Genomic DNA, 11,715 nt, shown 5'->3' with positions numbered 1-11,715 from the left:
TAAACTCTTTAAAATCAATAGTTTATAATGGCTTTCTCGATTTAGTGGTATAATTATTAAGCAAATTAAACCGGAGTTCCCTTACTCATGAAGAAGAAATTAATTAAAAAATGCGAGCTGTTAGATTCTGTTATTAACCGCTTTAAAAAAGATGAAAACGTGCATGAACTGAACTTTACCAACCTTCCTTTAAAGCTTCGTTTTAACGCAGCTCGTGATAGAGGTTCTTGGTTGCTTGTGTTCAGAAAAAGCGTTGAGGTTGTTGGTCATAACGGTGAGGTTTCAACTAAGAGGAAAGAGGTTTGGCGCAAAGTCGGCTCTTGGCCTCTTCTGTCTGCCAAGAACATGAAAGAACAATTACCTGCGATTAGCGCTAATGTTGCTGCAGGTCAGAACTTAAAGACAGTGAACGCCGATCACTTTGAAACGGTGGGTGAGCTTCTTACCTGGTACTACAACCGAAACGAAGAAAACAACACCATTTCACCAGAACGTCAAACCCAAATACGTTGTGCGATTAACAAACAGCTCATGCCGCTGCTTGGAACTCTGCCAGTTAGAGCAGTGTCGAAAATCAACGTTGAAGAAAAAATGCTTTGGGTGCTGCAGCGTGATAAGTACGCGATTGCCAGCATTAAAGCTTACTTCAACATATTAAAGGCGGCGTTCGAGCGCGCCAATGAGCTAGGCATGATCTCTTACAACCCTATGTTAGAGATTCGATTCAAGAACTCATTTCCTAAAGGCATCCCCACCAAGGATGGCAAACTAAAGCCTGGGCGTATTCCTGAGTTAATGAAACTGACAGAGGGTGAACCATCCATTGCGAAAACGCTTGTATATATGATGCTTAGTCATTCTACCCGTCAAGGCGAAACGCGCTTAGCTCGTTGGTCTCACATCGATCTGTCAAACATGACTTGGTACCTACCAACCGAGAACATTAAGACAAAAGACCATGAGCACACCTTACCAATTACCGATGAGGTTTTTGAATACTTAAAGTCACACCGTAACTTTTTAAAAAGCAAAGGCTATGAGGGTGATTACATATTCCCAAGCAATTTACGAGACTCTAAATGCTCGCCAATATCCAAGGCGACTGTCTGTAGATTGATAAAAGCTATTTCTAACAGCGAATGGACGTCTCACGACATACGAAAGCTAGCCTCTACTACTTGGACAGAGAGAAGTGAAGACCACTTGGTTATCAAGTTCCTGCTCAACCATCACATTCCAAATCTGGATAGAACTTACATCCAAGCCTACATCGAACCACAAAAGCGAGAGGTGCTAACTCGTTGGCAGGCATTCTTAACTCAAGAAAAAAACAAGACAATCGCAAGATGGTGAGTTGGGGTGATGCAACCTAAGTACATGAAAACATGATTCAAAGCTCAATATTGAGGACTAAACTCAAAGGAATGTATCAAAAAGCTTCAAATGTGAGTCATTAGCCGCTATTATTTATCCCGTGTCGAAAATAAACGCTTAAGGGGGCGGTATGTTGGCGAAATTACGGGATAAAAAATTGGCTGAGTTAGCGGTGGGCTGCATCGCTATTGCTTGGGGTTTTGCTCAGTTGCTTGAGCTTGCTAGCGCTAAGTTCGTGGGGTAGGAAGATGGCTAAGTTAAAGATTGATTGGTTGGGTGTTTGCCCTCGTTGTGAGCATGACGGTGATCACTACGTTGAAACTGAAAAGGGCAATGCTGAATGGTTGCATGATTCTGACGGCGTTACTTGTGGCTCTTGTGGTTTACCTGGTGAGATTGAGGCTGATGGTGAAGCTGCTTGGGTGAATTGGGAGGAAGAGCAAAATTACTACTGCCAGTGTGATAACTCTGAATGTGGCGCTTGGTTCCAGTTAGGCAAGCAAGGTGACCAATGCCATGAGTGTGGTGTTGGCAAGATGCAGCCGCAGGACGTGGGGTGATTTATGAATCTTGAATCGTTCAACCGAGTAACCCAAATCGAACTGCATGACTTAGATATGTTCGACTTTCAACGAGTCAATAGAGTTCTTACTGCTGCAGTTGGCGGCGTTAGAGTATTTGGTGGTTCTGAGTCTCGTAGCATCAAACTTGAATGGAATCATTTTGATATGGCTGAGTACCTAAACAAACCTACAGTTTCCGTAGTTCTTGCTGAGCAGCTCGCGCTAATACCGGAAGCATCACCGCAATATCTTGAGCTGATTGAGCACATCATTGACGACTGGCAAACCGTAGATAGAACGGTCAAGCATGACCAGTCAGAGCGGTGCGCTCAGGTCATTGAAATGCTCGCTAAGAAGCGTGATGAAATCAGAGAAAATCTACGTGAAGAACCATATCTAAATGCGCCTGTAAGCCAAAATGAAAGCGTGCTTTCTTTAGGTGAACCGATGGGCGCAGAGGCGTTTAACGCCTCTCTGAGAGCTGTAGGGTAAGCGCAGTAGGTACTCTGAAAGCATATCAAACGAATGGCGGTCGGAAGACGCCGAGTTTGGAAAATTTTATTGATTCGCATGGAGTTGAGCACATCCATAGTCAAGAAATTGATATTTAAAGGAATGTTACTCATCCCACTGATCACTTTTGTGCCATTAAGGTGATCAGTTGCGTGATCAATGTGATCCTCAAATTAACGTCAGGGTGAAGCTATGAATCGCCTCCAAAAACTGCAGCAAGACCTGCAAGCCACCACTAGAGCCAAAGAAGTAACCAACGTTCATTTGGCTAACATCACGGGCTTTAGTCGCCCGTCGATTTCGGAAGCTATCCGCAGCGGGAAAATCAATAATCGAATGAACCGAGTTTTAGACCTGGTTGATCTCGTAACCGAGGCTTATCACATCACTTCGCTTTGGGAATTGGCAGAGCCAAACCAAGGCGCAACGCAAATTGATATGCGTTCTTGGGTATCAAAAAAATTGGATAAGCACCTTTCGGCTTGTCGAGTTCTTGAAGAAAACCAACTGGATATCGTGGACGTTTACGGCAGACCAGAAACACCAGATTGGTTACCTCTGCAGTTGCAGGATGTGGCTGATAAATTGAGCGATGAACAGTTGCGAGAAGTTGTGCAAATTGGTGAGATTTCCCAGCAAGGCGCGATAGGTGCATTCAAAGAATTATTGAAAAAATCGTCAGAAATCGACGGCAAAGAGGAAGAAGAAAAGCCAAAAGCTTACTATGGTTTCGCCTCTCCACTTGCTCTTAACATGATTAAATCAGACATTAAAAACGGTTATATCAGTGAGGATTACAGCGCTCTAATTAACCAGCTAAAATCCATGTTTGGTGAGAAAGGGCATTACGAGTTCAAAGAAGTAAGAGCCGCTTTAGTTGCGCTTGAATGCCCTGAAATGGTAGAGAAAGCGCATGATTCTGTTTCCTTCAAAGAGTCGAACCTAGCGCAGCTTAAAGAATTGTGCGACTTGCATTTAAGTGAGTCTATCTTACTGCAGGAACAGCGCCACATCATTGCTGAAAAATTGATTGAGGCATGTACTCAACTGAATATAGTTGGTGTTGATCAAGGCTCAGAAATTCTGCTGCCGCTTGGTAAGTTAATTGTAGATTGTGAAAATCCCACATCGTTGATGAACATTCGTTTAGCTCGTTGGGCGGTTTCAGATTTCGACGCGATGAGAAGTTGGCTACCAGAGGAGGCAGCATAATGAGTTCGCGTAATTCTCAAGAAATTTTGCTTCCTTTGCTAACAAAAGAGCTGGCTCGCTTAGAGAAAAAACTTACAGCCCTAAAAGCTAAGCTTAAGCAACCAGATTTAGATGAAATCCAAAAGCTAAGAACGAAAGCCTTTGAGCTTCAAGGGCAAGCGTGCCTTGATGCCTTTAAAAAGTTAGAGGTTGAAGAGGCTAAGTATGAAAAATGGCTGAGCCAAGACTTTTCTAAGCACTTCGATCAAGAGTTCGACTTAGAGAGGGAGATTCAAACAGTGAAAGGCTTGATCAGTTCTGTGGAATCAAAATGTGCTCTAGGGATGTTTATTCGATGAAAAGCGGAATCGACCCATATCTAAAGAACGTCTTTGACCCAAACGCCAGTGAGTTAGCAAACGCATTGGCGCGGGTGGTTTATCTCGAATCCTTGATAGGTCAAAGTGACATAGAGAAGCAACTCACCGAGGATAACGCCGCCTTGGTGAGTCAGGTGCAAACACTGCAAAATAAAATGAGATTTCAAGAAGGGAAGTATAACGCGCAGTGTTTGATTACTGAGCAAAAACAGGAGACCAATAACCGTTTGATCTCCAAAGCTCAGGAAAGTGAAAAAATCATCTCTCGCCAGAAAAGAGAGCTTGAGCAATTAGGCGCATTATTGGTGAAAAAAATATAAAAAATTCGTCAGATTTCGACGGTTAACCGTTGCCAACCCAGCCAACAACCCGCCCTACCACTTCACCTTTCTCTATCGTTTCAAACTCACCATTAGCAGGAATGTACTTACCACGGTACTTGCGTCTAAAGTGGAATGTTCCGCCTGCCTTCACTATCACTAAAGTATTGTCGTTGACTGATTTCATAGGCTCAACAATGATGAAACAACCAACAGGGTAGTTCATTGCAAAGTCAGGAGAGATCATTGCAGCATCTCGAACCTTAAGTGCGTAACTTTCCAACTTGGTACCGTTTGGGTAGAAGACCGTCCCTTGTGGTTCTGGATCTTCCTTGTCGATATCAGCCCAATTCAAAACATTTACGTTCTTAGTGTGATAGCCGTGTGTTTCTTCCGTTTCCATACGGGTGACGAACTCACCTAGAGTTATGTTCATTTTTCGCAAGGCACGTATAAGCACTTGTGTTGGCAAGTCGCCTTCACCTTGTTCAAATCTGCCGATAGTCGCACGGCTTGCGATACCGATGAAATCTTTCTGTTTCAGCTTCTTAGATTTTCGGATTGCTGCAAAAACCTCATGTGCTTCTGGCATGGTTGTACTCCTATATCATGTAACGCTCAATTAAGTTGCCAATAACCTGCTGTTGACCGCCTTAAACACCAAACCCAACCTTGAACTGAAAATGCCAAGCGTTGGGAATCACGCTTAAATGTCTTGTTATCTAACGCCCTGTTAAGGGGTGAGCAACGCAAAGTGAAAGTGCCACGCGTTGCGAATCCCTCTTGAATAGTTTGTTATGTCCCTGCCTTTTAATGGCTGCAACTCATTGTATTTGTTTGTTTTTAATCATAATGCGCAGAAATTTGCGCGTAGTAAGCCACTGGTAAAGCCCAGTATTTTTATTATTTTTTTATGTTCCGTTAAAATTGATTATAAAACATCTAGTGATCATAAGAACGTATTTAGAGTGTTTTTTAGCGTTAAAATCACTATATGTTACATATGGAAATCTTTTCATGTCAGCGTGAAGACACGGTGATTCAATAATTAGCTTCGTTCGCTATCTCCTTAACATGTTCGATTTGACTCAAAACATTGTTCAAACAGAGGTATAACTCACTACCCACTGTCGAAAATCTACGCTAAAATAAAGCTCAAATATGAGCTATTTGTGTTTAAATGTCAGTAAGGGGACTCTTAAAGTGAACAATAATAAATTTCCAAATGAATCAGAGATAATCGTTCGTCACACCCAAACTTGGTTGCTAACCAGTAATGAATCAGTCAAATCACTAGCTTTGGATATGCTAGCGCCCCGATTGAAAAAGTTTGCGCCAGAAAATCCCACCGTAGCTGAGCAAGATAATTGGGAAGCGAGTGTTTCACGCATGGTGCACCGTTACCTAAAAGGCTCTCACCCTATGCCTCTGAGTTGGAAGTGGCAGTGGCTAGATTGTTTGCCTAAGAAGTACCGCGACTCTGCCTTGAAAGAGATCTACGCCATTCATGGCTTTTTAGATACGTTGCCGGAAATAGAAAGCGGCACGGCTTGTGATGCTTCAATCAATGAGGTGCTAGAGAGTGTCGCCTCTATGGTGAGCACTGCAGAGCCAGCTCATGATGGTAAGTACGATGAAAAAGATAGTTTAGAAAGCTCCAACCAAATGATAGACAGCTTATTAGGCTTGGCGGCTAAGTGTTTGGATGAAGCAAGAAAGATTAATGCGGGAACAGGTGCAGTGGGTACCCGTCATAACATCAATAACTTTTCAATGAGCGAGGTAGAGTAGCGCAATGAGTTTCGACGAAGAGCTATTGGAAGCAAACCGCACGCTGATCATGGAAGCGCTTGCGACCTATCAACCGTCGAAATCTAACGATGGTTCTGAAAGGGCGATTTTTAATGTTGGCAGCACCAAGCGTATTACCAATGATAATGAGCGCCCCGCAGAGCCGTTAAGTGCAACTAGCTCTCGCCGTAAAGGGACATCAAAACTTAATTGTTCCGAGGATGTGTTTGAGCACTTAAGGGTGCAGCGAACAATCAAAAAACTACCCACTCACCTGGCTAAGTGGTTGGTGTATCGTTACGGAGAAAACCCATCGAACAGCCTGGTGCCTTCTTTGGTTAATGTGGTTGTTAATGAGCTGCCATTAGATAACTGTCGCAAGCCAACTAAGGAAAAAGTAGAAACCATGTTGGTTGAGCGCCTTACACGGCGGGAGTTTGTGGATTGTTTGCAACGAAATCTATTTGAGGCGATTGGCGTTAAAAAGCAAACCTACTTTGAGTGCTACGCCAAGCATAATGACAATATCACAAGTCAGTTTTATGCATTAGATAAGCTAGCGTTACGTGCGTTTTATATTGCTCATAACACTCAAATTTAAGCCTTGATCATTCTTCCGTAACTAAAAATAACTCAAATTTGAGCTTTTATTGTTGCAATAACCTGACCTCGTGTAGTAGTATTTTCCCATCGTCGAAGAGTCCCTTAATTCTCACGATAGCCAACTGACGTTGACCAAAGCCCCTTAGCGCAAGCGAGGGGCTTTTTTTATGCCGTCACTTCTCAAACATTCAAACTAATCAGGTTGTGCTTTATGTTAACGAATGACAAAGAGACAAACGGCTTTTTGTTGTTTGTTGCGGTTTTTATTATTGCCAGGTTAGGCGTGATGTTGAAAAAATCAGAAAAGATCTCCCCCAAGATATTCTTTGCTGAGTTATTCATTGCATTAGCAATGGCGTTCGGGGCGTGGCACTTGGGCTTAATGCAAGGTATGTCATACAGCCAAACGGTGGTTTACGGCATCTTTGGCGCATTAGGTCACATTCATATAATCAAGTTTGTGGCGCAGCAAGCCTTTAAAAAGGGCGTATAAACGTTGACATGCATATGTGTATTTATAACAATGGCGAGGTGTTGGCAAAATCCAACACCGAGATTGGAAACCTCGAAACATACCCAAAGACACAGCGTAATGCTGTGCGTCTGCGCACACCTATTCTATGGTGAGCTAGGGCGGGGCTGCTTAGGCAGGCCGTTTCTTTGGGGCGGTAGTTTCCAACCTCGTTCTAGCTTGCCACCCAAGATTGGAAACCTTGGTGGTAAGTGTAAACACAACCCAAAGGTCATATTATGCATAGACATAGCCAAGCCGCTTATCCCGTAGGGTGCAGCGCATCAAACAAACTTATTCAGACATAAAAGCCTAGTGATAACCCAAGCGGTTGTTACGGGCTTTTTTGCTTTCTAAGTTTGCCAAAAGGGAACCTTCTATTAGGGGGTTAGGCGAATAAACCTAATCATTTTCAACGTCGGTAGTTTGCTGGTTCCCTTTCTCGATTGGTAACCGAGCCTACTTAAAAGCAATTATCGGTAACTCTGCATTAGTGTATATCACCAATAATATACATTTACACACTTAACCGTGTGCGGGTTCGTTCACCCCAAGAAAGGCAAAAAATAATAATCACCACAATGCTAATTATTTGGCGTTGCGATCAGTTGCACCAGTAACGGAGCTAGGTAAATGGAACATGGCGCTTTATCCCCTTCGCATCTTAAAGATGCTTGTTTTCTTGTAGGTCACGCATTTGGTGTGCGTAACCTTGGACGTTTGTTGTATGAAATAACATTGGTTGAGTCGAATGCAGGTCAAGTAAAAAGCCAGTTTGGTGGTGTGTGTTCAATCTCGCATTATCAGTTTGGGCTTATGCAGCACCACCACGGATTTTATGAATACCGCAAAGAGATTTTGAAAGCGTTTGGTATGGATTTGAAGTTGATAAAGTTTGCCCAACTGGCTAGCAACCCAACCTTATCTCTGATCGTTTCTGGCGCTTGGATTCTATCGAACGTTGATAGCGTACCGAAAAAACGTATAGCTCGCGCTAAGCTGTTCGCCAAGTGGTGGCGCAGTATTGATTATGGTGATTATATGAAGATCACAAAAGAGTAAGACTAACCTTAGTAACTGTCGATTTCTGACACCCTGTTAAATATGCTGATGTTGAATACGTCAGGAGGTTTGTATGGGTGTGTTGGAGCAGTTGCAAGCTGCAGCTGATAAAGAACGAAAGATGATGGTTGCCTATTACGGTGGAAGTAATCCTGGTGATATACGAGAGTTAACCCCGATCAGTGTTGATGAGGAAACAAGATGCTTTCAAGCGGTCTGTCATATCAGTAATGAAGTTAAAACATTTAGGGTTGATGATACTGAAATCATAGGTCGGGCAACTAGCACCTACCATTGGGAACCTAAGCCTAGTAAATTTTCCTTGATGTTTTCGGGGCTGAAATCTCGCCTAGAATTGGCAGGTTGGTTTGCTCTTGCTGGAGTTGTGGGGTTAGGCGCTCTCGCTGTCATTACTCTTGTGCTTTGGATTGTGTATAAGATTATTTCTGCATAAACATTGAGTGTTATGTATGTATATCACCAGTGATATACATTTTTAGTGCTTTGAAAAAAATAAAGGCAATACAACAAAAGCATAAAGGCTGCTTCTTTTGAGGTGGCTTTTTTTATGCCTCACGTTTTACGCATAGGAGGCGCTCTCTATGACCTCCAAGTACGCAATGAACAAAACGGAGGCGGCGAACTATTGGAAGAAGTCACCCAACACAATTAAAAAGGTGATTGAAGAAAACGACATTAAACCGTGTGGAAAAGATAAGCGCGGCAATGATGTTTTCGAATGCAAAGATCTTGCGCCGTATTTGGTTGAGCAAAAGAAAGCAAGTAGGCGTCGAAATCGGACGTTGAGTGATAGCAAAGTCGAAGAGATTGAAGAGCTGTTGCAAGCGTTCGGCTCAATGAAAGAGTTTAAAGAGTACGAAATGGCGCTAGGGCAGCAACAAAAGCGCGAGCTTGAACAAAGGCAGTTGGTCAAAGCTGCCGAAGCCGTGGCGATGTTCTCAGGCATGTTTGCCATTTTGAAAAAGAAGTTTCGCCAAATCCCCACCGAGGCTGAGCGGATTTGTCCAGATTGGAGTGGTAAACACTCTGAGAGACTGGATAACAAGCTCGTTAATATGTTGAAAGAAGTTATTCGATCTGCTCAGGAGTATGCCGATGAGTTACAAGAGCATCAGAGCAGTGATTAACGAGGCTGCAGAAGTGGTCGAGGTAGAGGAAATCGACGCAGTAACAGCGTGCGATACCTATCTTTATATCGCTGACGCAGGCGGCGTGGTTAAGTTTGATTCCTCCATAGCTCCATACATGAGAAAGCCCTTATTGGCGGCTTTTGAGCGTATGTGCCAAGAAATTGCTTTGATGGGTTCAGCTCGTTCGACCAAAACAAAAACGCTATTAGATGGCGTGGTGTTTTATCGAGTTTGGCAAAATCCTGGCGACATTCTTTTGATCTTTGCCAGTCAGCGTACTGCGCATGGTTATTCGGATAAAGAGTTAGGTCGAATGGTGCTCAACACTGAGCCAATCAAAAAGCTTATGACCGGAAATCGCCATGATAACGGCATTGAGCGTAAGCGATTTAGAAACGATTCCACCGTAACCATTAACTCACCCACCAATGATGCGCTCTCTGCTCAGGGTTATGCGGTGGTTATCTTTACCGATTATGACCGCTCAGAGGATGACGGCACAGGCGCAGGGGGCAGCGAGGGTGATAAGTTCGCCCGTGGCGCGAAGCGTACTCTGCAAAGTGGTAGTGATGGCATTTGCATTGCAGAAGCCAGTCCGTCTCGTATCCCTGTCAAAGATCAGGAAGGTTTAAAACCCCACCAAGCTCCAAGAGCGGGAGGCATTACCGGACTGTATAACGAGGGTTCTTGTGAGGTCTGGTATTGGAACTGTCCAAACTGCGATAAGTGGTACCCAGTAAAGTGGGAGCTGCTCACTTGGGATGATAAAGACGAGCATTCAGTGAGGGCGAATTGTCCTCATTGCTCTCATGAGATGCAGCCCACAGATAAGTATGAATTGAATTTGGCGGGTGATTATATGTACCCGTCAGAAGTTGACGAGCTAGGCAATCGACAAGATATCACGCCGCCAAACAATCGCCGCCGTTCATTTTGGTTTGAGGGGGTTTGTGCTTCTTTCAATGACTGGTCTGAAATGGTGCGCGAATACCTGAATGCTTGGGAATACTATGAGCAGTTCGGGGATGAATCGAAACTGCAGGCATTTTTTAACACCACAGTTGGCAGACCTTACACCCCAATTGCGGTTGAGTCTGAGCTGACAGGTGAGCGCCTGCAAGAAAGGGCGACGGATTACCAGTTGCCGCAAGGCGTTGCACCTGCAGATACTCGTTTCTTATTGGCAACCATCGACGTACAGGGCGGTGCAAACAGCCGTTTTGATGTGCAAGTCACGGCATTTGCTGAGCACTGCCAATGGCAACCTATAGACCGTTTTCAAATCTTGCTTAACGAGCAGAGAACGGAGGCGGGTGAGCCGCAGCGCGTACAGCCTCATGTTTATGTGGATGACTGGCTACCAATCATCGACAAGGTGATCAACAAAGAATACACCATAGACGGCACTGATTTGACCATCGTTCCCCGCCTAACTTTGTGTGATTCGGGTGGTTCAGATAACGAAGAGGGCGAGGGTAACACCACGTTTCATGCGTATCAGTTCTACCGAGAACTGCAGAAGAAAGGCTTAGAAAGCCGCTTTCTGTTGCTTAAGGGTAACCCGCGAGCATTCAGAGAAAAGGAGTGGGATGGCTGGACAAAAATCAGTGAGCCTGATTCGTCAAGTGATCACCCAATGGCAGCGCGTGGTGATATTCCGCTGCTCAACATTAACTCCAATGTGGTGAAAAGCTCTGTTTACTCATCAATGATGAATGAACAAAGCGATAGTCCTCGTTATTTTCGTCCTCCTTTTTGGGCTAAGCAAGATTGGTACAACGGGCTTTTGTCGGAGGAGAAAAACGACAAAGGTCATTGGTACTGCCCGAAAGGCAAGAACAATGAACCGTTTGACCATGCTCAGTACGCCTTTGCAGGGCTTTGGCATACAAGAGCAATGGCGATTGATTGGAACAAACCACCAAATTGGGCGGCTCCACTGAATATAAACGTGAACGTTTCAAGGCGAGGCGAGCACACCACCGCATCACAACCACGCAAACGCAAGCGCGTGATATCAAGAGGTTTAACTTAATGAGCAGCATTGCAGATTTAGAAGCTCGCTTGGCTCGTTATAAAGCCACCGAACAAGAAATTTTAGAGCAAGGTCAGCGCATCAAGGATGAAGACGAACGAGATTTGCAGCGAGCAAACCTTAGTACCGTTCAGGCGGCAATCAAAGAGCTGCAAGCTCAGTTAGCTGCCGTAAGAAATCCAAAGCGTGGTCGAACTCGTCAATACGCAGCAAGGGTGTGA

Annotated in this window: 15 protein-coding genes; 14 read left to right on the top strand and 1 reads right to left on the bottom strand. The window is 44.2% G+C overall.

Annotation, left to right across the window (positions count from 1 at the left end):
• The first annotated feature begins 87 nt into the window (after positions 1 to 87).
• From HGP28_RS18080 to HGP28_RS18055, 6 genes are all read left to right on the top strand, one after another.
• The gene (locus tag HGP28_RS18080) at positions 88 to 1,353 is read left to right on the top strand and encodes a tyrosine-type recombinase/integrase (protein WP_168837847.1); all 1,266 of its coding nucleotides are present in this window, start codon (positions 88 to 90) and stop codon (positions 1,351 to 1,353) included.
• A 269-nt stretch (positions 1,354 to 1,622) separates the two neighbouring features.
• Positions 1,623 to 1,934 carry a hypothetical protein gene (locus tag HGP28_RS19140; protein ID WP_211092059.1) on the top strand — a complete coding sequence of 104 codons (312 nt, stop codon included), beginning with the start codon at positions 1,623 to 1,625 and terminating at the stop codon, positions 1,932 to 1,934.
• Positions 1,935 to 1,937: 3 nt separating this feature from the next.
• The gene (locus tag HGP28_RS18070) at positions 1,938 to 2,429 is read left to right on the top strand and encodes a hypothetical protein (RefSeq protein ID WP_168837846.1); all 492 of its coding nucleotides are present in this window, start codon (positions 1,938 to 1,940) and stop codon (positions 2,427 to 2,429) included.
• Between the two features lie 213 nt (positions 2,430 to 2,642).
• A complete protein-coding gene (locus HGP28_RS18065) occupies positions 2,643 to 3,662 on the top strand; it encodes a hypothetical protein (protein ID WP_168837845.1) in 1,020 nt (339 codons plus the stop codon).
• The gene (locus HGP28_RS18060) at positions 3,662 to 4,000 is read left to right on the top strand and encodes a hypothetical protein (protein ID WP_168837844.1); all 339 of its coding nucleotides are present in this window, start codon (positions 3,662 to 3,664) and stop codon (positions 3,998 to 4,000) included. Before HGP28_RS18065 ends, HGP28_RS18060 begins: the two co-directional genes overlap by 1 nt.
• Complete coding sequence (locus HGP28_RS18055; RefSeq protein ID WP_168837843.1) at positions 3,997 to 4,341, top strand: hypothetical protein; 345 nt, start codon at positions 3,997 to 3,999, stop codon at positions 4,339 to 4,341. Before HGP28_RS18060 ends, HGP28_RS18055 begins: the two co-directional genes overlap by 4 nt.
• Before the next feature lie 22 nt (positions 4,342 to 4,363).
• Here HGP28_RS18055 and HGP28_RS18050 read toward each other — a convergent pair whose 3' ends face one another.
• On the bottom strand, positions 4,364 to 4,933 hold the full coding sequence (locus HGP28_RS18050; RefSeq protein WP_103176254.1) for a LexA family transcriptional regulator: 570 nt from the start codon (positions 4,931 to 4,933) through the stop codon (positions 4,364 to 4,366).
• Between the two features lie 611 nt (positions 4,934 to 5,544).
• On the opposite strand from HGP28_RS18050, the gene HGP28_RS18045 reads away from it, so the two are divergent.
• From HGP28_RS18045 to HGP28_RS18010, 8 genes are all read left to right on the top strand, one after another.
• Entirely contained in the window at positions 5,545 to 6,132 is a 588-nt protein-coding gene (locus HGP28_RS18045; protein WP_138222982.1) for a hypothetical protein, read from the top strand.
• Between the two features lie 4 nt (positions 6,133 to 6,136).
• The gene (locus tag HGP28_RS18040) at positions 6,137 to 6,733 is read left to right on the top strand and encodes a bacteriophage antitermination protein Q (RefSeq protein ID WP_168837842.1); all 597 of its coding nucleotides are present in this window, start codon (positions 6,137 to 6,139) and stop codon (positions 6,731 to 6,733) included.
• 213 nt (positions 6,734 to 6,946) lie between these two features.
• Positions 6,947 to 7,228, top strand: a complete 282-nt coding sequence (locus HGP28_RS18035; RefSeq protein WP_103189372.1) for a hypothetical protein — start codon at positions 6,947 to 6,949, stop codon at positions 7,226 to 7,228.
• A 651-nt stretch (positions 7,229 to 7,879) separates the two neighbouring features.
• The gene (locus HGP28_RS18030; protein ID WP_168837841.1) at positions 7,880 to 8,308 is read left to right on the top strand and encodes a hypothetical protein; all 429 of its coding nucleotides are present in this window, start codon (positions 7,880 to 7,882) and stop codon (positions 8,306 to 8,308) included.
• Positions 8,309 to 8,381: 73 nt separating this feature from the next.
• Complete coding sequence (locus tag HGP28_RS18025) at positions 8,382 to 8,762, top strand: WYL domain-containing protein (protein WP_168837840.1); 381 nt, start codon at positions 8,382 to 8,384, stop codon at positions 8,760 to 8,762.
• A 148-nt stretch (positions 8,763 to 8,910) separates the two neighbouring features.
• Positions 8,911 to 9,456 (top strand): DUF1441 family protein, encoded by a 546-nt coding sequence (locus tag HGP28_RS18020; protein ID WP_168837839.1) that lies wholly within the window; start codon positions 8,911 to 8,913, stop codon positions 9,454 to 9,456.
• The gene (locus HGP28_RS18015) at positions 9,425 to 11,494 is read left to right on the top strand and encodes a terminase gpA endonuclease subunit (RefSeq protein ID WP_165387138.1); all 2,070 of its coding nucleotides are present in this window, start codon (positions 9,425 to 9,427) and stop codon (positions 11,492 to 11,494) included. The genes HGP28_RS18020 and HGP28_RS18015 overlap by 32 nt, the downstream gene beginning before the upstream one ends.
• Positions 11,494 to 11,715, top strand: a complete 222-nt coding sequence (locus HGP28_RS18010) for a DUF6148 family protein (RefSeq protein WP_103189367.1) — start codon at positions 11,494 to 11,496, stop codon at positions 11,713 to 11,715. The genes HGP28_RS18015 and HGP28_RS18010 overlap by 1 nt, the downstream gene beginning before the upstream one ends.

Origin of the sequence: Vibrio agarilyticus, from assembly GCF_012641465.1 — a bacterium.
Classification (GTDB): domain Bacteria; phylum Pseudomonadota; class Gammaproteobacteria; order Enterobacterales; family Vibrionaceae; genus Vibrio; species Vibrio agarilyticus.
The sequence above is the reverse complement of the archived record's forward strand: the minus strand, read 5'-3'. Positions and strand labels throughout refer to the sequence as shown.